23 protein-coding genes are annotated in these 22329 nt (G+C 66.0%); 14 read left to right on the top strand and 9 right to left on the bottom strand.

The window, feature by feature from the left end; all coding sequences use genetic code 11:
- The 5 genes from SSA01S_RS12920 to SSA01S_RS12940 form a co-directional block, all read left to right on the top strand.
- Positions 1–1574, top strand: a 1574-nt coding sequence (locus SSA01S_RS12920; RefSeq protein WP_156477779.1) for a TniB family NTP-binding protein, incomplete at its 5' end; no start/stop codon positions are given.
- Position 1575: 1 nt separating this feature from the next.
- Positions 1576–3459 carry a TniQ family protein gene (locus SSA01S_RS12925; RefSeq protein ID WP_061780656.1) on the top strand — a complete coding sequence of 628 codons (1884 nt, stop codon included), beginning with the start codon at positions 1576–1578 and terminating at the stop codon, positions 3457–3459.
- Entirely contained in the window at positions 3452–3832 is a 381-nt protein-coding gene (locus SSA01S_RS12930; RefSeq protein WP_061780657.1) for a hypothetical protein, read from the top strand. The genes SSA01S_RS12925 and SSA01S_RS12930 overlap by 8 nt, the downstream gene beginning before the upstream one ends.
- A 97-nt stretch (positions 3833–3929) precedes the next feature.
- Positions 3930–4640, top strand: coding sequence for a hypothetical protein (locus SSA01S_RS12935; protein WP_061780658.1), 711 nt, complete (start codon positions 3930–3932; stop codon positions 4638–4640).
- Between the two features lie 4 nt (positions 4641–4644).
- Complete coding sequence (locus SSA01S_RS12940; RefSeq protein ID WP_156477780.1) at positions 4645–5415, top strand: hypothetical protein; 771 nt, start codon at positions 4645–4647, stop codon at positions 5413–5415.
- A gap of 780 nt (positions 5416–6195) precedes the next feature.
- On the opposite strand, the gene SSA01S_RS12945 is transcribed toward SSA01S_RS12940, so the two are convergent.
- The 4 genes from SSA01S_RS12945 to SSA01S_RS12960 are packed head-to-tail and all read right to left on the bottom strand — an operon-like array spanning position 6196 to position 8527.
- A complete protein-coding gene (locus SSA01S_RS12945) occupies positions 6196–7095 on the bottom strand; it encodes a pirin family protein (RefSeq protein ID WP_061780660.1) in 900 nt (299 codons plus the stop codon).
- Positions 7088–7549, bottom strand: a complete 462-nt coding sequence (locus SSA01S_RS12950) for an NUDIX hydrolase (RefSeq protein ID WP_061780661.1) — start codon at positions 7547–7549, stop codon at positions 7088–7090. The genes SSA01S_RS12945 and SSA01S_RS12950 overlap by 8 nt, the downstream gene beginning before the upstream one ends.
- Positions 7546–8238 carry a glutathione S-transferase gene (locus SSA01S_RS12955; RefSeq protein WP_061780662.1) on the bottom strand — a complete coding sequence of 231 codons (693 nt, stop codon included), beginning with the start codon at positions 8236–8238 and terminating at the stop codon, positions 7546–7548. The genes SSA01S_RS12950 and SSA01S_RS12955 overlap by 4 nt, the downstream gene beginning before the upstream one ends.
- Positions 8239–8242: 4 nt before the next feature.
- Positions 8243–8527, bottom strand: a complete 285-nt coding sequence (locus SSA01S_RS12960) for a BolA family protein (RefSeq protein WP_058731947.1) — start codon at positions 8525–8527, stop codon at positions 8243–8245.
- Between the two features lie 40 nt (positions 8528–8567).
- Here SSA01S_RS12960 and SSA01S_RS12965 point away from each other — a divergent pair, with 40 nt between their 5' ends.
- A complete protein-coding gene (locus SSA01S_RS12965; RefSeq protein ID WP_058716698.1) occupies positions 8568–9182 on the top strand; it encodes a J domain-containing protein in 615 nt (204 codons plus the stop codon).
- Positions 9183–9319: 137 nt separating this feature from the next.
- On the opposite strand, the gene SSA01S_RS12970 is transcribed toward SSA01S_RS12965, so the two are convergent.
- The gene (locus SSA01S_RS12970; RefSeq protein ID WP_061780663.1) at positions 9320–10084 is read right to left on the bottom strand and encodes a VOC family protein; all 765 of its coding nucleotides are present in this window, start codon (positions 10082–10084) and stop codon (positions 9320–9322) included.
- 194 nt (positions 10085–10278) lie between these two features.
- Between SSA01S_RS12970 and cobS the strand changes: the two genes are divergently transcribed.
- The 4 genes from cobS to SSA01S_RS12990 all read left to right on the top strand — a co-directional run bounded on the left by cobS (position 10279) and on the right by SSA01S_RS12990 (position 14731).
- Positions 10279–11283, top strand: coding sequence for a cobaltochelatase subunit CobS (cobS, locus tag SSA01S_RS12975; RefSeq protein ID WP_061780664.1), 1005 nt, complete (start codon positions 10279–10281; stop codon positions 11281–11283).
- A 5-nt stretch (positions 11284–11288) separates the two neighbouring features.
- Positions 11289–13112: a cobaltochelatase subunit CobT gene (gene cobT / locus SSA01S_RS12980; protein WP_061780665.1), complete on the top strand. Its 1824-nt coding sequence runs from the start codon at positions 11289–11291 to the stop codon at positions 13110–13112.
- Positions 13109–13354, top strand: a complete 246-nt coding sequence (locus tag SSA01S_RS12985) for a ribbon-helix-helix domain-containing protein (RefSeq protein ID WP_061780666.1) — start codon at positions 13109–13111, stop codon at positions 13352–13354. Before cobT ends, SSA01S_RS12985 begins: the two co-directional genes overlap by 4 nt.
- A 330-nt stretch (positions 13355–13684) precedes the next feature.
- Positions 13685–14731, top strand: a complete 1047-nt coding sequence (locus SSA01S_RS12990; protein ID WP_167348919.1) for a PepSY-associated TM helix domain-containing protein — start codon at positions 13685–13687, stop codon at positions 14729–14731.
- Here the strand turns inward: SSA01S_RS12990 and SSA01S_RS12995 are convergent.
- Both SSA01S_RS12995 and SSA01S_RS13000 read right to left on the bottom strand, forming a co-directional pair.
- Entirely contained in the window at positions 14685–15041 is a 357-nt protein-coding gene (locus SSA01S_RS12995; RefSeq protein ID WP_061780668.1) for a GntR family transcriptional regulator, read from the bottom strand. The two genes, SSA01S_RS12990 and SSA01S_RS12995, sit on opposite strands and share 47 nt — an antisense overlap.
- Before the next feature lie 83 nt (positions 15042–15124).
- Positions 15125–15703 (bottom strand): nitroreductase family protein, encoded by a 579-nt coding sequence (locus SSA01S_RS13000; protein WP_061780681.1) that lies wholly within the window; start codon positions 15701–15703, stop codon positions 15125–15127.
- Positions 15704–15843: 140 nt separating this feature from the next.
- Here SSA01S_RS13000 and SSA01S_RS13005 point away from each other — a divergent pair, with 140 nt between their 5' ends.
- Complete coding sequence (locus SSA01S_RS13005) at positions 15844–17430, top strand: peptide MFS transporter (protein WP_061780682.1); 1587 nt, start codon at positions 15844–15846, stop codon at positions 17428–17430.
- A 175-nt stretch (positions 17431–17605) separates the two neighbouring features.
- Here SSA01S_RS13005 and SSA01S_RS13010 read toward each other — a convergent pair whose 3' ends face one another.
- The gene (locus SSA01S_RS13010; RefSeq protein ID WP_061780669.1) at positions 17606–18598 is read right to left on the bottom strand and encodes an aldo/keto reductase; all 993 of its coding nucleotides are present in this window, start codon (positions 18596–18598) and stop codon (positions 17606–17608) included.
- Complete coding sequence (locus tag SSA01S_RS13015) at positions 18595–19839, bottom strand: dicarboxylate/amino acid:cation symporter (RefSeq protein WP_061780670.1); 1245 nt, start codon at positions 19837–19839, stop codon at positions 18595–18597. The genes SSA01S_RS13010 and SSA01S_RS13015 overlap by 4 nt, the downstream gene beginning before the upstream one ends.
- 98 nt (positions 19840–19937) lie before the next feature.
- Here SSA01S_RS13015 and glmM point away from each other — a divergent pair, with 98 nt between their 5' ends.
- Genes glmM through gpmA form a run of 3 tightly spaced genes read left to right on the top strand, consistent with a single transcriptional unit; the run spans position 19938 to position 22246 of the window.
- Entirely contained in the window at positions 19938–21278 is a 1341-nt protein-coding gene (gene glmM, locus SSA01S_RS13020; RefSeq protein WP_058716708.1) for a phosphoglucosamine mutase, read from the top strand.
- Positions 21278–21502 (top strand): DUF1272 domain-containing protein, encoded by a 225-nt coding sequence (locus SSA01S_RS13025; RefSeq protein WP_058753351.1) that lies wholly within the window; start codon positions 21278–21280, stop codon positions 21500–21502. The genes glmM and SSA01S_RS13025 overlap by 1 nt, the downstream gene beginning before the upstream one ends.
- A 57-nt stretch (positions 21503–21559) precedes the next feature.
- Positions 21560–22246 (top strand): 2,3-diphosphoglycerate-dependent phosphoglycerate mutase, encoded by a 687-nt coding sequence (gene gpmA / locus SSA01S_RS13030; protein WP_056432082.1) that lies wholly within the window; start codon positions 21560–21562, stop codon positions 22244–22246.
- Positions 22247–22329 lie beyond the last annotated feature (83 nt).

Below are 22329 nucleotides of genomic sequence, written 5' to 3' on the forward strand. Positions count from 1 at the left end.
CACTTTCTGCGGGGCAAGCGGAGGCGCTGGCTGGCCTGGAGGGTCCGATCGCCGAGGCCGATCGCCTCATGCGTGTGCGCCCACAATCCCTCTATGCAGCCAAGCCGCTGGAGAGCGGCGGCGCTATCGTAGATCTGGTGGAGGCCGTCGGTGCTGACCGCGCCGCCAGAATCGAGTCTGCGCGCCGTGCGCCAACTCGACCGGACGATAGATCGCCTATCGCCGCTGTCCTCGATGGATATCCCATCGACCGCCATGACTTGCTTGCTAACCGGATTGCAATAACCGAGGTTGAAGTTCCCGGCGTGGCAGTACCGGTCGATCGACGTGCGCATGGCACTGCGATGGCCTCGTTCATCATACACGGAGATCTCGACGCGTACGAGCCTCCTCTAAATCGCACAATTGCCTCCGTTCCAATCTTGGGCGCTCCGCAATCGCTCAGCGTGGAAACGACGCCTCCGGACAAGCTTCCAATCGGAATGGTTTACCGAGCCGTATTGGCCTTGGTCGCCGACGAGGATGGAAACCTGAGAGATGACAGCAACATCGTCATCCTCAACCATTCGATCTGTGATCGCGAAGCACCTTTCTCTCGCCGCCCCAGCAATTGGGCCAAACTACTCGACCACCTCAGCCACCAATATCGGCTCCTGTTTGTGGTGAGCGCAGGAAATGTCATCGATACGTTTGACCTCGACACGTATACCAGCTGTGCGCAGTTCGACGCGGCACCATCAAATGAGCGGCAGATTGTCCTCCTTCGCAGCGTCGAGAATTTCAAAGGTCGACGTGTCATTCTCAGCCCTGCAGAGGCGATCAACGCCATCACCGTGGGGGCGGTCCACGAGGATAGAACAGTTGGCAATCCGCAAGGGCATCTGAATCCCTATGCGCCTATCGGCGTGCCCAATCTGGGGTCGTCTGTGGGGCTCTTCTCGTCCATCCTGCGCGAGCTGGGAGACGGCTTCTACGAGAAGGGCACCGAGGAGGTGCTGCAGAAACGGTCCTATCTCGGCCTGCGGGAACGCGGCGTAAAGCTGTTGATCATCGACGAGGTGCAGCACCTCCAGTATCGCAGCACGCCGCGAAGCGATGTGACGGATACGCTGAAGCGCGTGCTCGACGACGCGATCTGCCCGCTCGTTTTCATCGGCATCGATGACGCGGCACCCTTCCTCAATGCTAACAAGCAGCTCGCCAACCGTCTGCATCCGCCTTGCGATCTGCCACCGCTTGACATCTGGAACGAGACGCAGCGGGCGACTTTCAAGGCCTATGCTCACGGCTTGGACAAGGCACTGGTCGATAGCGGGCTTACGACCCGTCTTTCGGGCCTTGCCAAAGGCAATCGCCTCACTTGCCTGATGGCGGTCTCCAACGGGGTGCTGGGGAGAGTTTCTAACCTCGTCAGGTCCGCCCTCGCCGAAGCGTTGTCCAGGAATGCCGAGATGATCGAGGTCTGCGATCTGTCAGCGGCAACGCAGTCCTGGGCCATGGTGCAGGGCTTCATCGACTACGACCCATTCGTCAGCAACGTTCGCTGGGCCGACTTCGGCCCGAGGCCGAACTGACATGGCCGAGATCAGCCGCGACATTCCGTCGGTTCTCCTGCCGCTGGCGCCAGAACCAGGCGAAAGCCTGATGGGGCTCGTTTCACGCGTTGCGGCGCGAAACATGCACGGGACGGTGGCTCACATCCTGGCTGCCGCCAAGTACCCCCATCACGCGCACTTCGACATGGCCATCTCGCGACCCGAAAGGTTGACCGATCTGGCTCGGGTACTGGGCGTTACCAAGGCGGACCTGGTCGAGCGCTTCCATGAGCCGGTACCCACGCCATATCGGACGATCCGCGTCGACTTCTTCGGCACGAACGTCATGGCCTGCGATCTCGACTTCCGTGCTCGCCGAATCTGTCCGCGCACGCTTCGCGAGACGCCGCACCACCGGGCGATCTGGAATCACCGATTAGTGCCATGGTGCACAGAGACCGGGGGGCTCGTTATCGAGAGATGCCCTGCATGCGCTGCCGATCTACGCTGGCATCGAGCCGAAGGCGTGGCCGTCTGCGACGCTTGCAAGGAGGATCTTCGTCAGTTCGACTCGACCTTCGATGAAGGGCTCCGGCATATCGTGGATCCGCTCCTCGATCTGATCTCTCCGGATCCCGCGCGATACGAACCGGCGATCCTGCGTTTGCATCCGGACGTGCGCGACATCGGTCGAGGAGCAGCTTTCGAGCTTGGATGGACGCTCGCCTGCGCCTTCGGCGGACCAGCCGGCGAGACGCCCCGGCAGAGGCAAAGCAAGTTGCCTAGGGACACGATCGTCGACACGCTTGTGCAGGCTGCCGACCTTCTCACCGCTTGGCCCGGATGTATCGAAGACCTACTGGCCAGCTTTGGGCGCTCCAATGACGCCATTACCCTCGACCGTACCGTACGGCGTCTACGGGCGGACTTTCGTCCGCGTCGCTCGTGGCCCGAGCTCTCCGAACTCGTGGTCAAGGCACATCCCTCGATCTTTACCTGGAGCGTCAGATCGAGGGGCGTCGTCCACGACTTCGCTCCCGGCCTTGTCGGCGGCCAGGAGGCGATCCGACTGCTTGGCATGGGATCGCGCAAGTTCACGCACCTCTATCGCAGCGGCCTTGTGGACCAGATCGTGCGGAGCGGTGGTGAGCGTCACGCCTTCGCAACCTACGATGCCACAAGTCTGACAGCGGCAAGCGAGGTGTTCAGGGATCGGATGCGGGTCACCGCCGCTGCCGAAAAGCTCGGAACCACCTACCATGGGATCGAACAGCTTATTTGCCTCGAAGTACTTGAGGAGATCACCGACGCACGTGTCCTTGCCGTCTCTTTAGGACGGCAGATCAGCCGGAGCGGGTTTGAAGAGCTCGAGGCGGACATCCGACGCGCGGCGGTCGCCAGCGGGGATGGCTGGGTGCCTGCCTATGATGCGCTCAAGGCGATGGGCAGTGCCGAGAAGCCTTACGGCCCTCTCCTCGTCGCGATGCGGGACCGCCTGCAGCCTTTCGCGCTCGAAGTTGGCGAAGCTCCTCTTCTCGCGCGTGTCCGTCTTCCGAATCGCCGGTGCCTTCGTGATGCGCGCCTTGCTTTCGAGCCGATGGCGCATCCCAATTTTCTGTTCGATGACCAGATCAGCCGGATCGACGCCGTCGACGTACTGAACCTGACGCCAGCCACTCTGCTCAAATCGATCGCTGGCGAGCTCGGGGACGCGAAGACTGCTGCAACCCGCCTTCACCGGGAGGTCGTGCTGCGGATGGCTCGCAGGCGCATCGCCGCTGGCGAGATCCGCCACCGCTGGATGGAGGGGGCCCGCAAAGTCCCCGAGGCGCTCAAGCCGGGTGGGCCGATCCCACGGCTCGGCCCCGCCGGCTGGGATCGCGCAATCGTTGAATTTCACATGGAAGGAGCACGACATGGATAAGCTGCTGACGCGGAATGTCGGAGGCATGGCGGTTGGGCGGCACGACCGCGCCCTCCGGATGGCCAAAAGGCTCACGCGTATCCTGCGCAACGATCTCGGATACGCCGACATCCGCCTCCACATGGCGCAGAAGTGTGTGGCTGCAGGTCTCGCCTGCCGGAACATGCACGACCTCGCTCACGCATCGTTCCCGCGCGGTTGGGACGGCAACAATGCCGTCGACCTCCTCCTCGTGAAGGGTTTCGTACGCGATGAGGCGACGGCCGTCATGGCGATCGAGCTCCTCGAGGAGCGTCATGCCTTCGTGCCCACCGCCGCCTGGAACCCCATCGGCTACGCTTGGCCGAGCGACACCAGTCGCATGATCCACTGACCTTTGGCGGCGTCGAAGTCCGACGAGACGCGCCCCCCCTGAGTGTTCCACCACCAGCCGCAACGATGCGGCTCAAATAGGGAAAACGAAGATGCCCATGAACCACGACATGCCCCCGCTCGCGGATCAGGCTACCTATGATATCCCGCACCTGATGAACGGCGGCACCGACATCGTGCCGGTCGAGGCGGTGTTTCATGTGCCGGCCGTCCATCCGGCGGGCAGCGGACCCTGGCTCGCCGAAGCCGACAAGATCGCGTGGCGTGACCGGACCACTGGCCTGGACTGCATTATCCGGCGCTCGCGGGCGACCGGCTGCTTGGAAGGTTTCGTCGCTGTGCCGCCGTCCCATCCGCTCTTTGGCCTGAGCGTTGCCGCGATCGTGGCATTCGACCTCAGGGTGCATGGCGGCGTCACCTATGCGGCAGAGTGCCAGCGGAACGTGCCAGAAGACACGAGCGTCTGCCACGTTCCGCGTCCAATTTTCCGGCAGACCCCGGCCCGCGATGCCATCATAGCCAAACCCGCCTCACCGCAGCGCCTGATCCCCGGTCATGGGCCTGAAGACGATGCGTGGTGGTTCGGCTTCTCCTGCGACAAGGCAACCGATCTGCGTCCCGATGGCAGCCGCTCGTCGAGGGCCGATCGTGTTCCGCTCGGGATTTCGCTCCCCGTCTATCGGGACGAGAACTTCGTCTACCGCGAGTGTCTCAAGCTCGCTCATCAGCTGCATGCCCTTTCTGCTGATGGCCATACCACTAGGATCGTCTCCGATCGCCAGCTCACCAACGGCAAGACGGAGGGCTGAGCGAATGACCGAAGCCATGTGCATCGATGAGCCTTGGGGCAGCCACCTGCGGCTTGAGCCCCGCGGCGGCCAGCCGCCCGTTCTCGTGGATCAGAACGGAGACGAGTGGGGGACCGTCCGCGACGCCTTCTGGTTCGGCTTTCTCAATGGCCGCAGCGACTATGGCCGCATTCCGCCCGACCGGCTTGATAAAGTGCAGTCGGTCCTGATGGCCATGCTCCGGAGAAACGTCGACGAGCGCGAGATCGTCATGGATATCTTCGAGGGCAATGCTGACCACGCATGGTGGGTGAAACAGTGTCTCAGATCGACCGGACTCATCGCCAACGCGAGCCTCACCTCGGAAATGTTGACCTCGCTCGGTCGTTCGGTGCTCGCCATGCTGGTGGCAACGGAAAAGACCGATAGGATCGGCAGCAATGGAACGATCCCGCCAAAGGCCGAGCTCGCCACCCTCGGCACTTCGTTAGCGGACCGCGAATCCAGGGTGGCGCACATAGAGAGCAAGGCAGCCGGATGGGACCGGGCCTTTCTCAGATCGCAGTTCGCCAACAAGGCTGCGGTGGTGCTGTCGGCCAAAAGTGCTGGTCCGATCCGCGTCCGCCAGACCGTCTGGATTCTTACCTTCGCCGACGAACAGCGCAGGGACGCGTTCTATGATTGGCTCTGCACGCGTCTCGACCGGTGGGATGATTGGATGGGAATGGCCGAGGATGCTGACGCCAATCGCCTCACCCATCACCTCCTCAGTACGATGGCCTCCACTTTGAACTAATATTGCAATGACGTCCCGGCAGAACTGGACTAGCCGGGACGTCATAAGCGTGAACAGGCTGTGCTCGTGACGCGCATTGCTGCTTAAGGCGAGGCTAACCTCCGCGGCAGGCCTGATTCCACTTCACCACACGTTCGAACCAGCAGCCTGTCCGATGGCGTAGAACGGTGGAGCCCAGCGATACGATGAGGTTCCCTTCGATCCATCAGATCAGGTCCCGGCGGAGTGCGTCATCTAAACGCGAGAGGCGCCCTTGGAACCCCCAGCTTGCTCGCCTTTTGGACTTCCGACGCGGTTCATGAAATTTCCTGTAGCGGACTACCGAAATCGGACGTATCTTCGGTCTTAACAGGACATGGTGCAGCTCTGTCGGTCTGGACGCTTCCCAAGAGCGCCCTTGATGAAGTGCACCAAGGGACACTGTTCGCCAAAGCCGCAGAAATTCGTGTCGGATTCGTGCAGCTTTATCGGATACGTTCACATTGATGGTGTTTTAGCGGTTCGCTGGCTGAGTGAGCTGTTTTCACGTTCAGGCGTTGGCCCATGGCCTTCGACTTCGCTCAGGCCGAACGATGAAAACGGCTTCAACCCTCACCGGGCGCTTCTCCCCTCCCGCAGGCGGGAGGGGCTGGGGGAGGGCCGGGAGTCTCACCGAGACCAACGCTTGTGGCCCTTTCCCCTCCTCAACCCAGTTTCAGGTAAACGATGCCCCGCATCGTTGAGGTCATGCTGGGGGCATGACCGACCTGAAACTCCCCGCCGGGAGAGGGGCTCCCAGGCTCACGGATAGCTGACGGTCTTGGGCACCTCCGGGATTTCGATCCGCTCGGCATCATCGCCCGGCACGGTCGGGAACTCCCGCGCCTTCCACGCCCGCTTGGCCTCTTCGATCCGTTCGCGGCGGGAAGAGACGAAATTCCACCACACATGGCGGGGTGTCGTGAACGCATCGCCACCACACAGCATCACCCGCCCGCCCGATTCGGAGCGCAGGGTCGCAGCGATTCCCGGCTTCAGGATATAGAGCCGCTGCGGCTCCAGCGGCATGCCTTCCAGGCTCGCTTCGCCCAGCGCGCAATAGACGGCGCGTTCCTCGGCCGCCGCATCGATGGGGATGCTGCCGCCGGGCTCCAGCGCGATGTCGGCATAGATGGTGCCTGCATAGGTCGTGGTCGGCGCGCGCTGTCCCCACAGCTCCCCCATGATGATTCGCGCGGTCGCGCCCTGTCCTTCGATTTCGGGCAGGGCGTCGGCGCCGACATGCTCGAAGCAGGGATCGATCTCCTCCTGCGCCTCGGGCAGCGCAAGCCAGGTCTGTATGCCCGACAGGACCGGGCCTTGTGGCCGCATCTCGCCCGGCGAGCGTTCGGAATGGACGATGCCGTGCCCCGCCGTCATCAGGTTCACCGCGCCCGGCTCGATGACCAGATCGGTGCCCAGCGAATCGCGGTGGCCGATCGCGCCGTCGAACAGATAGGTGACGGTCGCCAGGTTGATATGCGGATGCGGCCGCACGTCGATGCCCGAGCCGGGTTGCAGCTGCGCCGGGCCCATCTGGTCGAAGAAGATGAAAGGGCCGACCATCGTCCGCTCCTTGTTGGGCAGCGTGCGATGCACCTTGAACCCGCCCAGATCGTGGCTGGAGGGCTGCAAGGTGCGCAGCAGAAAATCGTCAAACATGGGTGGGCTCCGTGGGGGTCGACTCTGGGGCGTCGAGCAAGTCGAGAAGATCGGTCGGGAAATAGGGTTCGTCGTGCGCCGCCAGTTCTTCGCGGGAAAACCAGCGCCAGCTCTGCATGACCCGCTGTTCCAGCGGCGTGTGGCCCGCGCCGGTCACGTCATGCGCGTCGATGTCGACACGGAAATAGCGCTCGTCCGCCTCGACCTCGACACCCTCGATGGTGCGAAACTCGACCTGCCGCCGCGCGACCTGCGGCCCGCAATCGCGGTCGAGCCCGGTCTCTTCGCGCAATTCGCGGCGCGCGGCCTGCTCATAGCTTTCCCCGGGATCGACCGCACCGCCGGGCGTGCACCAGAAAGGCGGTCGGTCATCGGGGGTGAAGCGGAACATCAGGGTCCGCCCGGCGGCATCGACCAGCAGGATGCGCGCGGCGGGGCGGGGTTGGCGAATCATGCGGCGTCGAGCTCCGGGTAATGGCGGAAGATTCCGTCCTCGTTGAACGCCTGTCGCCGCTCGCTGTCCAGATAGGCGGCGATGCCGGGAAGCGTCCGGACCCGATCATGGAGCGCGATCAGCCGGGGGTAATCACCCTCCACCGCCGCCATCCGCGCCGGGAACATGTAACGCAGGCCCGCCACCAGCTGGAACAGCGAGGTGTCGACCGGCGACCAGCGCTCGCCCGCCATCCACTGCCGGTCGCCCAGCGCGCGCTCGAAATAGCCGAGGAATTTGGGGATACGCTCGCTCCGGAATTGCGCGGCGGCGCGGGCGGCCTCGGGTTTCTGTTCGTGATAATAGGCCATCATCGCGACCGGGTGATGGACGTTATGTACCTCCGCCACCATGTCGCTGATCGTCAGTTGCAGCTGGTTGAGCCATGTCCGCTCGGCCACCGGCGCCAGATCATGGCGCTCGGTCAGCCAGTGGAGGATGTTGGCGACCTGCGCAATTCGCTGCCCCTCGACACACAGATAGGGCGGCGCGAAGGGCGGGCGCTCGCCCTCCTCCATATCGTCGAGCAGCGCCTCGGCACCCTCCTCCACGCCCCGGTCGCGATAGGGCAGACCTGCGGCCTCCAGCGCCAGCCGGACGAATTCGCCGCGACCCGGCAGGCCGGGCCAGTACCACAGATCATAGGACATTCGCTTACTCCTCGGGCGCCTTCGCGCTGATCGCCAGCGCGTGGATACGCTCCGACAACAGATCGGCGAGCGCGTGGTTCACCATACGCTGACGGGCGACGCGCGACTGGCCTGCGAAGGCGGGCGAGACGATGACGACGCGGAAATGGCTTTCGCCGGTGCCGTCATCGCCCAGATGGCCGCGATGCATCGCGCTTTCGTTGATGACCTCCAGGTGAGTCGGGGCCAGCGCCTGGGTCAGGCGGGCGGTGATCTGATCGGCGATAGGAGCGGTGGTGATATCGGTCATGGCCCCTATATAGACGGTTTTTCGGGACAAGCGGATAGCAGTGGCGCGTCGGTCGAGCAGCGATACCCCCAGGGACAAGCCCGGTGCCCGGTTTCACGGCCGGGTCGAGAATAGCGACCGCGTGTGCGATCACGCCGGTTGCGACGAGGCGGGCGAGTTCCGCGCGCCGCCGGCCGAAGGAACACGCAGCGGCGATGGCCCCGGCCAGTTCCGCTGGTTCTGCCTGGAACATGTCCGCGCTTTCAACAGCCGCTATAATTTCTTCGACGGCATGAGCGCCGACGAGATCCACCGCGCCCAGCGCCCCTATGCGGGCTGGGAGCGCGAGACGCGCGCCTTTGCGCAAGGGGGGACAGATCCGGGGCCGCGCTGGGCCGATTTCTCCGATCCCTTGGACGCCATCGCGGCGCGCTATCGCCGCGAGGCCGCGCCCGAACGCTCGGACGGCAAGCCGCTGTCGGGGCAGGACCGCGAAAGCCTGAAGGTCTTGGGGCTGGAGGCCAATGCCGACCGGAGCGCGCTCCGGCGACGCTATAGCGAGCTGGTCCGACGCTATCACCCCGACCGCAATGGCGGCGACCGCAGCCAGGAGGCCCGGTTGCAAAAGGTCATCGCGGCATACCAGCAGCTGCGCCAAGCCCCGGCGTTTGCGTGACCTTTATTCCTCCCCTGTAAGGGGAGGTGGCAGCGCGAAGCGCTGACGGAGGGGGGCCTCTACATAGGGCGACCTTTGCGGCACGCCACCTCCACCACCGCTTCGCGGCGGTCCCCCTCCCCTTGCAGGGGAGGAATTTACCTCCGCGGCCCGACCAACCCGAACCGTGCGCCTTGCGGGTCGAGCGCCGCCATCGAATACTCCCCGCCGGGAATCTCCACCGGCCCATATTCGATCGTCCCGCCGCCCTCGGTCACCCGCGCCGCCGCGACATCAATATCCTCGACCGAGACATAGAATCGCCACCCCGGCGTGCCCCCCGGCGGGCAGCCCATCAGCGCGCCCAGCACCACCGGCCCGTCCGCCAAGAAACGATATTCGCCCAGCTCGCCCATCGGCATCCCGCCCTGATGCGTCCAGCCGAAATGCCGTCCGAAAAAGGCCAGCGCGCGGTCGGGGTCGCTGGCGATCCGCTCGTTCCAGCTGACATGGCCGGTCGTGTCGCCACGCCCGTGTTCGGCAAAGGCGCGCGACGGCTGATCTGCCTCGGCCGCCATGATGTAGAAGGGCGCGCCCAGCGGATCGGTGACCAGCGCCATGCGCCCCACCCCCGCCATGCTCCAGGCGGGCATCAGCACCTGGCCACCATCCTCGACGATCGCCTCGACCGATTCATCAACATCGACGACCGGCAGATATCCCAGCCAGACCGCCCCGCCCGGCGAACCCGGCGGCCGCTGCATCAGGCCGCCGATCGCCTCGCCCTCGGGCGTCGCGACGATGCGGTAGTCGATATCGGCGATGCCGCTATCGCCGACCTGCCAGCCGATGAGGCGCGCATAGAAATCCTGCGCCGCCGCGACATCATCGGTCAGCAATTCGTACCAGATGAAATTGGCCATAATCACCCCACCCCTGTGAAACTCTCGGCCTCGTCGGGCGACTGCGCCACCTCTCATCCCGCCGAATCACAGGACAGGATGACCCCGAAACGCCCTGCCCGCAATCTCGCGCGCTTCGCGTATCTTGGCGATCAGCGGCATTGAGTAGGGAGCCGCGCTTGGCCTAAGGCGTTGAGCGACGAGACGAGGGCCTGATGACCAACATCCCGAATACGCTTCCCGACAGCCGCGATACGACGATTCTCGATGCACCCGACAAGATGGTGTCGGTGCGCGACCTGTTCGGCATCGACACCGACATGGAGGTTCCGGCCTTTTCGGTGTCGGACGAGCGCGTCCCCGATCTCGATCCCGCCTATGTGTTCGACCCCGACACGACGCTGGCGATCCTGGCGGGCTTCGCGCACAACCGCCGCGTGATGGTGCAGGGCTATCACGGCACCGGCAAGTCGAGCCATATCGAACAGGTCGCAGCGCGCCTGAACTGGCCGTGCATCCGCATCAACCTGGACGCGCATATCAGCCGTATCGACCTGATCGGCCGCGACGCCATCGTCCTGAAGGACGGGCAGCAGGTGACCGAGTTCCGCGAGGGCCTGCTCCCCTGGGCGCTCCAGACGCCGACCGCGCTCGTCTTCGACGAATATGATGCGGGCCGCTCCGACGTGATGTTCGTGATCCAGCGCGTGCTGGAGACGGAGGGCAAGCTGACCCTGCTCGACCAGAACCGGGTCATCCGCCCCAATCCATGGTTCCGCCTGTTCGCCACCGCCAACACCGTCGGCCTGGGCGACACCAGCGGCCTGTATCATGGCACGCAGCAGATCAACCAGGGCCAGATGGACCGCTGGAACATCGTGGTCACGCTCAACTATCTGCCCGCCGCGACCGAGGCGCAGATCGTGCTCGCCAAGTCGGGCGAATATGACAAGCCCGACGGCAAGCAGCTGGTCGAGAACATGGTCCGCGTCGCCGACATGACCCGCAAGGGCTTTATCAACGGCGATATCTCGACCGTGATGAGCCCGCGCACGGTCATCACCTGGGCGCAGAACACGCTGATCTTCGGCGATCCAGGCTTTGCTTTCCGCCTGTCCTTCCTCAACAAGTGCGACGAGAATGAGCGCGCGCTGGTGGCCGAATATTATCAGCGCGTCTTCGGCAAGGACCTGCCCGAAAGCGTCGTCGGCCGGGCCTGATCCTCTTGGGCAACGACACACCCCTCGACCGGTTCAAGGCGGTCCTCGGCGGCACCGCGCGTACCATCGCGCAGGAGCCGGAGGTCGAGCTCGCCTTCACCGCCGATGCGCCGACCTCCTCGGGCAAGCATATCCGCGTGCCGATGCCCGGCCGGGCGCTGCCCGCCGAACAGGTGGCCGAGGCACGCGGGTTCGCCGACGCCTTCGCGCTGCGGCTGAAGCTGCACGACACGGCACTCCACGCCAAGGCCGCCCCGGTCGAGGCGGTGGCGCGCGCGGTCTATGACGCGGTCGAGACGGCGCGGATCGAGGCGCTGGGTGCGCGCGGTTATGCCGGGATCGGCGACAATCTCGCCCATGCGCTGGACGTACGGTTGCGCTCCGACCCGCTGACCCGTGCGCGCAACCGCGACGAGGTGCCCTTGTCGACCGCGCTGGGGCTCCTCTTGCGGGAACGGATGACCGGGCGACCTTCGCCTGTCGAAACCGCGCCCGCCCTGGCGCTGGTCCGCGACTGGCTGGAGGGGGCGACCAACCTCGACGCGCTGGCGGGCGCGATGGACGACCAGAAGGCGTTCCAGTCGCTGACCGCCAAGATGCTCGCCGATCTCGAACTCGCCGAGCCGCCCGCCGAACCCGACCAGGCCGATGAAGGCGGCGACGATCAGGAAGGCGAGGACGAACAGCAGCAGGACGAGAGCGAAGAGGATAACGACGAACAGGGCCAGGGCGAAGGCGAGGTCGAGGCCCGCGCCGAAAAGCGCGACTCGGACAGCGAGGACGGCGAGTCGCAGGAGCAGAGCCAGGACTCGCTCGACGATCTCGACGGCGAACCCGGCGAGGATGGCGACGAGGGTAGCCAGCCGACGCGGCCCAATCGCCCGCTGAACGATCTGGCGTCGCAGTTCGACTATAAGCCCTGGACCACCCAGTTCGACGAAGTGGTTGCCGCCGGAGAGCTGTGCGACGCCGACGAACTGGCGCGGCTTCGCGGTTATCTCGACCAGCAGCTGGCGCATCTCCAGTCGGCGGTGTCGAAACTCGCCAACCGCTTGCAGCGCCGGTTGATGGCGCAACAGTCGCGGTCCTGGGACTTCGATCAGGAAGAGGGCATTCTCGACGCGGCGCGGCTGGCCCGCGTCGTGGTCAATCCCGGCCAGTCGCTGTCCTACAAGATCGAGCGGGATACCGATTTCCGCGATACCGTCGTCACCCTGCTGATCGACAATTCGGGCTCGATGCGCGGGCGGCCGATCGGCATCGCGGCCATCTCCGCCGACATTCTGGCGCGCACGCTGGAGCGGTGCGGGGTGAAGACCGAGATTCTCGGCTTCACCACCCGTGCGTGGAAGGGCGGGCAGAGCCGGGAAACGTGGCTCGCCGCCGGGCGTCCGCCGCAGCCGGGACGGCTGAACGACATTCGCCATATTGTCTATAAACAGGCCGACGAGCCATGGCGGCGCGCGCGCAACAATCTCGGCCTGATGATGCGCGAGGGGCTGCTCAAGGAGAATATCGACGGCGAGGCGCTGATGTGGGCGCACAGCCGGTTGATCGCGCGGCCCGAGGAGCGGCGCATCCTGATGGTCATCTCCGATGGTGCGCCGGTCGACGATTCGACGCTGTCGGTCAATTCGGGCAGCTATCTGGAACGCCACCTGCGCCAGGTGATCGGCTGGATCGAGAGCAAGAGCCCGGTCGAGCTGATCGCGATCGGCATCGGCCATGACGTGACCCGCTATTATGCGCGCGCGGTGACGATCATGGACGCCGAGCAGCTGGGCGGCACGATCATCGAGCAGCTGGCCAGCCTGTTCGACACCGAATGAGCCGCATCGCGGCCCCGGCGGAGGGCTTTGTCGGCCCGGTGAAACGCTCGATCACCATCGCGGGCCATGCGACCTCGATCAGCCTGGAACCGGTGTTCTGGACCGCGCTGGAAGAGGCGGCAATGGCGCACGCCCTGCCGCTGTCGGCATTGGTCGCGGAGATCGACGCGCTGCGCATCGTGGCGGACGACCCGCCCAATCTGGCGAGCGCGATCCGGTCGTGGTTGTTCCTGCGACGGTAATTTGACGCGCCAAAGTGTAAAGAGGCGGGGGTCGATACATCTCTCCAATTCCTCCCCTGCAAGGGGAGGTGGCAGGCCGCAGGGCTGACGGAGGGGTGCCCGGTTTGCGATGGCGGACCTCGACAGCAAGCGGTGATACCCCTCCACCATCCTTCGGATGGTCCCCCTCCCCTTGCAGGGGAGGAATGAATGTCGACTCGACAGCCACCCCTTCTCCGCGCCCCTGCGCGCCCCATCCCGCCTTCCGTTCAGCCTGAACCGAGATCGGGTAGAGTCGATTGACGCCGCCCCTCGCCTCCGGCAGGGCGCGCCGTCTGTTTCGGGGTGTTTGTGGCCGGAATTTCGCATCGCAACCGGGGATTGCGGGTCCATCGCTGGCTGGGGCTGGCGATCGGGCTGTTCGCCATCGCGCTGGCGCTGTCGGGCACGATCCTGGCCAGTGCCCCGCTGATCGAGCGGATCGCCTCTCCCGCCCGCTACCGGATCAGCGGCGAGACCCGCATTGCGCCCGGTGCCTATGCCGAGGCCGCGCATCGCCGCCTGCGCCCCGGCGAGCGGATCGCCGCGCTCTCGCTGGAGCAGGGATCGTCGCCCGTCATCGTGACGCTGGAGCGAAGCAGCGACCGGGCACGGCGCCTGCTATTTCTCGATCCTGCTACCGCCACGGTGCTCGCCAGCGGCTGGCAGGATGGCGGGGTGATAGGCGCGATCCGTCGCCTTCATGACGGGCTGTTCCTGTCGGGCGCGGGACGGTGGATCGTCGGCACCATCGGGTTGGGTGTGTTGCTCGCCAGCCTGACAGGGTTGTGGACGCAGGCGACGCGTAAAGGTCCCAAGCGCGCGACAAATCGCCGGATGCACAAGGGCGAGCGCGCCACCGCCTGGCATCGCAGGGTCGGGCTCTGGTCGGCGGTGCCGGTTCTGGTGATGACCGCGAGCGGCGTGGCCCTGGCCTTTTCAGGCAACCCGTCAGGTGCCCTCCCTGCCCGGCCGGTCGCTCGCCCGGCACTGTCCCTGGAGCGCGTGGTGACCAGCGGCCGTGCCTGGTCGCGGGGCACGCTCACTGCGATCGACTGGCCGACCGAGCGCTCGCCCGACTGGACGCTCCACTTCACCGGGAGCGATCCGGCGATCGTGAAGGTAGCCGACGACAGCGCCAGCGCGGTCTCCGCGCCCGGTCATGCGGTGCCGGTGATGTTGTCCTGGGTCCACCGCCTGCACGGCGGACAGGCCATGCCCTGGGTCTGGCGGCCGCTCGCCGCGTTGACCGGCTTGCTGGCCCTATGGGCGGCAGTGACCGGCCTGATCGGCTGGGCCGCCCGTCCGAAGCTCAGACGCGCTCGACGCGGAGCAGGTCGGTCGCGTCCAGGCCGATAAGCTCGATATGGTCGCGGATGCGCGGCCACTGCACCGACAGGAAGGTCTGGCGCTCGGCGGCGCGCAGGCGATCGGCGGCACCCGGCAGGACGAACATGCCGACCCCGCGCCGCACCTCGACATAACCGTCGTCCTGAAAGCTCTGATAGGCCTTGGCGACCGTCAGCGGGTTCGCGCCCTGTTCGGCGGCGAGCGCGCGGACCGAGGGAAGTTGGTCCCCCGTCCGGTAGGTGCCGTTGAGGATGCCTGCCGCGATCGTGCCGCGCAGGCGGATGTAAACCGGGCTGTCGTCGCCGCTAAGAGCTGTCATGCCGGGTTAATACAGCATGAGCGAGCAAAAGTCGAGAGGTCGCCCTCACATCGTTTGCACATCCGTCGCACGGCCGGATCGCCTTATCCGTGCCAGGTCGAGACCATCCGCGCCATGTCAGGGCGCGGCCGCTCGTCGAGCGGACGGCCGGGCGTACCGATGAAGACGAAGCCGACGATCCGCTCCGGCGCGGCCCCGAACGCATCGCGCACCGCGTCCGAAAAGGCGGGCCAACCGGTCAGCCAGCCGCCTGCATAGCCCATGGCGTGCGCGGCATGGAGCAGGTTCATGCACGCCGCCCCCGCCGACAATTCCTGTTCCCACAGCGGAATATGGCTGTCGGTGCGAGGCGACGACAGGACGACGACCAGATCGGGGGCCTGATGCGCGAATTGTTCGAGCGAGGCGATTTCGGTGCCGCTCGCCTGCGGTCGTTCCGCACGATAGGCGGTGGTGATGACCTGAGCCAGTTTGGCCCGCGCCTCCGTCGGCATGACCACGAAGCGCCAGGGGGCCAGCTTGCCATGGTCGGGCGTGCGCGCCGCGATGGTCAGCATCTCCGCCAGTTGCGCGGCATCGGGGCCCGGTGCGACCAGATCGCGCGGCTTGCCCGAACGGCGTGTCGCGAGCAGCGTGAGGGGCGTCGTGCGGTCGTTGAAAATCATGTCCGTCATGGGTTCGATCCTTACGGCGTTGCGCATGATATTTACAGTCGCGGCTTTGGCGTTAGGTTACCAAACCATTACGCCCGCTTGCGCGCCCATGGCGCGCAGGGGGCGATCCCGATGGAGTGAACGCCGGCATGGCGACTGCGTATGAGGCCGCCGCGCGCGGCAAAACGGTTTTGGGCCATCCCCGAGGCCTGTTCCTGTTGTTCTTCACCGAGATGTGGGAGCGTTTTTCCTATTACGGAATGCGCGCCATCCTGGTCTTCTACCTGACCAAACATTTCCTGTTCGCCGATGAACCGGCGTTCGGCATCTACGCCGCCTATACCTCGCTGGTCTATGTGACCCCGGTCATCGGCGGTTATCTGGCCGACCGCTATCTGGGGGCGAGACGTGCGGTGATGGCGGGCGGGCTGTTCATCGCCTTCGGCCACATCCTGATCGCCCTCATGGAGGGGCCGCAAGGCGCGCAAGGGGCCTATCTGGAGGGCTTCTACCTCGCGCTCGCGTCGATCGTGATCGGCACCGGTTTCCTGAAGGCCAATATCTCGGTGCTGGTGGGGCAGCTCTATGCGCGCGACGACATGCGGCGCGATCCCGCCTTTTCGATCTTCTATATGGGCATCAACGTGGGCGGCGCGCTGGGGCCGATCGTGTGCGGCGTGCTGGGCGAGACGGTGGGCTGGGCCTATGGCTTCGGCGCGGCGGGTGTCGGCATGGTGCTGGGCCTGATCGCCTTCATCGCGCTGAAGCGCGAACTGCACGGCGCGGGCGAGGCGCCCTCGCTGCCCGTACTGCGCGCGCCCGTGGTCGCGGGGCTGTCGCGTGAGTGGCTGATCTATCTCGGCGCGATCGTCGCCACGCTGGGCGTGTGGCAGCTGATCCAGCATCAGGATGCGGTCGGCACGCTGCTGGTCGTATTCGCCGCCGCCACCGTGATCTTCATCCTGTGGCGTGCGGTGTTCCAACTGCCCAACGTCGACCGCGACCGCATCCTCGCCGCGCTGTTCCTGATCGCGCTCTGCCCCCTGTTCTGGGCCTTGTTCGAGCAGGCAGGTTCGTCGCTGAACCTCTATACCGACCGTTCGGTCGACCGGACGCTGCTGGGCTGGACCATCCCGGCCTCGGCCTTCCAGTCGGTCAATTCGATCTTCATCATCCTGCTCGCCCCGCTGTTCGCCGCACTGTGGACGATCCTGGGCAAGCGCGGATGGGAGCCCAGCGCGCCGTTCAAGTTCGGCATCGGCTTGGTCGGCGTGGGCGCAGGCTTCATGGTGCTGGTGGCAGGCGCGGCCGCCTATGCGGGCATGCCGACTCCGGTGATCTTCGTCATCCTGGTCTATCTGATCCATACCATGGCCGAGCTGTGCTTCTCGCCAGTGGGCCTGGCGGCGATGACGCGGCTGTCGCTGCCCAGCATGACGGGGCTGATGATGGGCACTTGGTTCCTGGCAACGGCGGCGGGCAATTTCATCGCCGGCCTGATCGCCCAGGCGACCGGTGGCGAGGGCGCAGGGCCCGACAAGGTGCTCGACGTCTATACGCGGATCGGCTGGTTCTCGATCGGGATCGGCGTGGTGGTGCTGGTCGTGTCGCCCTTCATTGCCAAGCTGATGCACCTCGATCTGCTGAAGGCCGACGCGGCGCTGGCCGGGGACAAGGAACTGGCCGAACCGGCAGCAGCGGGTGTCGATACCCGGCTGGAACAGAAGCCGCTGTAACGAAGGGCCGGTCTGTCGTTTCGAGCGGCAGACCGGCTTTTTCGTTCGCGCGGAGACGCACAGAGGTTCGGGCGCGCTTCAACGCCTCAGCGTATTTTGGCGTTCGGCTTTGCCGCACCGTCATGGTGTTAGGGCAGCCTGACGGCGGGATACGCCTCCTCCGCGCGAACCAAAATCAGAGCCGCGTCATCGCCATCGCCCGCTCGCCATAACGTGGCCCGGCAGTGCCGCCGCGCGGGGCGGCTTGGTCCAGCTTCGCCAGATCCTCCGTCGACAGCACCAACTCCGCCGCCTTCATCGAGTCCTCCAGCGTCGTGCGGCGCTTGGAGCCCGGGATCGGCACGATGTCGTCGCCCTGCGCAAGCAGCCAGGCCAGCGCCACCTGTGCCGCACTGGCCTCATGCGCAGCAGCGATGGTCTTCACCACCTCGACCAGCTGCATGTTGCGGTCGAAATTCTGTTCCGAATAGCGCGGGTCGTTCCGCCGATAATCGCCCTCGGGCAGGTCCTCGCGCCGGGTGATCTGCCCGGTCAGGAAGCCGCGCCCCAGCGGGCTGTAGGGTACGAAGCCGATGCCCAGTTCGCGCACCACCGGCAGGATGTCCGATTCGACGTCACGCTCCCATAGCGAATATTCCGACTGGACCGCCGCGATCGGATGGACGGCGGCGGCGCGGCGGATCGTCTCGGCGCTCGCCTCCGACAGGCCCAGCCGCCGGACCTTGCCCTGCTCGACCAGGCGAGCCATCGCGCCGACCGTGTCCTCGATGGGGACATTGGGATCGACGCGATGCTGGTAGAACAGGTCGATCGTCTCGACGCCCAACCGCTTGAGCGATCCCTCGCAGGCGCGCTGGACATTGGCGGGGGTCGAGTCGACGCCCGTCATCCCGTTCTCGTCATAGAGAAAGCCGAACTTGGTCGCGATCACCACCGCGTCGCGCTTGCCGCGAATGGCGCGGCCGACCAGTTCCTCATTGACCAGCGGGCCATAGATTTCAGCGGTGTCGAACAGGGTCACGCCCAGCTCGATCGCGCGGTGGATAGTGGCGATGCTCTCCGCCTCGTTCGCCTCGCCATACATATTCCGACCCACACCGGCCATCGGCATGCAGCCCAGGCCCAGCGCGGAGACCTCGAACTCGGGGCCGAGTGTGCGATATTTCATGGGCGTTCCTCATCGATCGTGCCGCTCCAGCGCGAAACGGTCGCGGTGGCGGCAAGGTCCATGCTGACATTGCCGAGGGTACGGAAAATGTCGGGAATCGTCTCCACCGCGATGAGCAGCCCCAAAGGCGCGGCGGGCACCCCCAGCGCGACGCAGACGGGCGCGATCGAGGCGAAGAAGGTGATCTGCGACGGCAGGCTCGCCGACCCCAGCGAGACCAGGATCGCCGCCACCACCGCCGCCGCGACCGCCGCCGGGCCGGGCACGATCCCGAACCAGTCGGCGATATAAAGCGCGACCGCCACGTTCATCGCGGGCTGCGTCCCCCGGAACATAGCGACCGCCATGGGCAGCACCAGGCTGGAGGTGGCGGGGGCGATGCGCAGCGTCTTCGTCCCCTCGACCATGGCGGGCAGGCTGGCGAGCGAGCTTTGCGTCGAAATGGCGACCGCCTGGGCCGGGGCCAGCGCACGGGCGAAGCGCGGCAGGGGCACGCGGCCGGCGATGGCGGCGACGGCATAGGCCATCAGCATGACGATGACGCCGATGCTGGCGATTGTCGCGATGTAATGAAGGAGTGCCCCGAACGCCGCACTCCCTGCGCTCGCCCCGACGACGAAGGCCAGCGCAAAGACGCCGAGCGGGGCCAGCCACAAGACCCAGCCGATCAGGACCAGCATTGCATCGCGGATCGCGGTGAAGAACCCCAGCAGCTGCGCCCGGCCGCTGCCCTCGATCCGGGTCATCGCAAAGGCGAAGGCCAGGGTGAACAGGATCAGCGACAACAGCGCATTGTTGGTCGCGGCGGCAAAGATGTTGGTCGGCACGATCCCGGTCAGGAATTCGCTGATCGGCGGGGTCGGTCCGACCGGTGCGGCATGGCCCAGCGCGGTCTTCAGCGCCGCCGCCGCGCCGCGCGGGATGGGTACGAGATGCAGCAGCACCGGGGTGACCAGCGCCGCCATCGTCGCGGTCAGCGTGACGAGGCCGAGGAAGGTCACGATCGCCCGCCCGGCGATGCGCCCCGCCTGCGCCGCCTCCGCCGTCGTCGCCACCCCGGTGATCAGCAGCGTGACGACCAGCGGGATGACCGTCATCTGCAACCCGTTCAGCCACAGCGTCCCCACCGGCCCCGCCACGCCGATTCCCCATCCGGCGGCTTGCGGCGACAGGGTCGCCACCCCCACGCCCGCCAGCAGACCGGCGGCGAGGCATAACAGGATCAGCGTGGCACGGGACATGGGATGCCTTTGACGTCTTTGAGCTTTTGGAAAGGTCACGCTAAACGGGACGCGACCACTTGATGTTTCCCCTTCTAGACCGGCAGGAACCAGGCCGTATGGCAAGAAAATATTTCGGCACCGATGGCATTCGCGGCGCGACCAACGGCGCGGTGATGACCGCCGAGATGGCGATGAAGGTCGGCATGGCCGCCGGGGCCTATTTCCAGCGCGGCGACCACCGCCACCGCGTCGTGATCGGCAAGGACACCCGCCTGTCGGGCTATATGCTTGAGTCGGCGCTGGTCGCCGGGTTCACCAGCGTCGGCATGGATGTGGTCATGCTCGGCCCGCTGCCCACGCCCGCGGTCGCGATGCTGACCCATTCGATGCGCGCCGATATCGGCGTGATGATCTCGGCCAGCCACAATCCCTTCGCCGACAATGGCATTAAGCTGTTCGGCCCCGACGGCTACAAGCTGTCCGACGAGGCCGAGGAATCGATCGAGGACCTGATCGAGCAGAATGTGCCGCTGGTCCCCTCGGGCAAGATCGGCCGGGCGCGCCGGGTCGATGACGCGGCGGGCCGCTATATCCACTTTGCCAAGTCGACCTTCCCGCAGGCGCTGCGCCTGGACGGCCTGCGCGTCGTGATCGATTGCGCCAATGGTGCGGCGTATAAGGTCGCCCCCGCCGCCCTGTGGGAATTGGGCGCGGACGTGGTCGCGATCGGCGTGACCCCCAACGGCACCAACATCAATGACGGTGTCGGCTCGACCGCGCCGCAGACGCTGGCCGAGACGGTGGTCGCCAGCGGTGCCGACATCGGCATCGCGCTGGACGGCGATGCCGACCGCCTCATCATCGTCGACGAGCATGGCCAAGTCGTCGATGGCGACCAGCTGATGGCCATGATCGCGACCAGCTATGCCCGCGAAGGGCGGCTGGCGGGTGGCGGCCTGGTCGCCACCGTCATGTCGAACCTGGGCCTGGAGCGGCATCTCGCCGCACAGGGTCTCGGCCTGATCCGCACCAAGGTCGGCGACCGCCATGTGCTGGAGGCGATGCGCACGCGCGGCTATAATGTCGGCGGCGAGCAGTCGGGGCATATCATCCTGTCCGACTATGCGCGCACCGGCGACGGCTTGGTCGCCGCGCTTCAGGTGCTGGCCGAGCTGAAGCGCGCAGGCGCGCCCGCCAGCGAGGTGCTGCACCGGTTCGATCCGCTGCCGCAGCTGCTCAAGAATGTCCGCTTCGCGGGCGGCAAGCCGCTGGAGCATGAGAAGGTGCAGGGTGTCATCGCCGCCGCCGAAGCCGAGCTGGCCGGGCGCGGCCGCCTGGTCATCCGCCCGTCGGGCACCGAGCCGGTCATCCGCGTGATGGCCGAGGGCGAGGACAAGCGCCAGGTCGAAACGCTGGTCGACCGCATCTGCGACGTGGTGCGCGAGGTCGCCGCCTGATGCTGGAGATGCGCCCCGATTGCGAACGCTGCGGCGCGGACCTGCCCCCGTCCCAGGGCGGCGCGTTCATCTGTTCGCTGGAGACCACCTTCTGCGCCGAATGCGCCGACGAGCTGGACGAAACCTGCCCCGATTGCGGCGGCGAACTGCTCGACCGGCCGACCCGCATGGGCCGCGTACTGAAGGCCAATCCCGCCTCTACCCAGGCCCGTTTTCGCGGCTGACCTCGACCCCGCGTGCCCGCCGCTCTATGCGGGCGTCATCACATAGAAGGAGTTTCCATGCCCCAGCTCGTCCTGATCCGCCACGGCCAGTCCGCCTGGAACCTGGAAAACCGCTTTACCGGCTGGTGGGACGTCGACGTGACCGCGCAGGGGGCCGCCGAGGCGCGCGCGGCGGGCGCGATGATGGCGGAGAAGGGCCTGGACTTCGACCTGACCTTCACCAGCCTCCAGACTCGTGCGATCAAGACGCTGAACCTGGCGCTGGAGACCATGGGTCGCCTCTGGCTCCCGACCGAGAAGCATTGGCGGCTGAACGAGCGTCATTATGGCGGCCTCACCGGCCTCGACAAGGCGGAGACGGCGGCCAAGCATGGCGACGAGCAGGTCAAGATCTGGCGCCGCAGCTTCGACGTTCCCCCGCCCCCGGCCGAGGCGGGCGGCGAGTTCGATGTGTCGAACGATATCCGCTACAAGGGCATCGACGTGCCGCAGACCGAAAGCCTGAAGGACACGATCGCCCGCGTCCTGCCCTATTGGGAGGAGCGGATCGCGCCTGCGCTGCGCGACGGCAACAGGGTGCTGATCTCCGCCCACGGCAACTCGCTGCGCGCGCTGGTCAAGCATCTGTCGAACATCCCGGACGACGAGATCACGGGCCTGGAAATCCCGACCGCGCAGCCGATCGTCTATGAACTGGCGGACGACCTGACCCCGACCGACCGCTATTATCTGTCGGAACGCTAAGCGCCCCCGCCATCAGGCCGCCCCATCACCTGACCGATGGGGCGGTCGCGTCCACCGCACGAGGCTTGATCCGCGCCACGGAT

Source organism: Sphingomonas sanguinis NBRC 13937, from assembly GCF_001591005.1.
GTDB classification, from domain to species: domain Bacteria; phylum Pseudomonadota; class Alphaproteobacteria; order Sphingomonadales; family Sphingomonadaceae; genus Sphingomonas; species Sphingomonas sanguinis.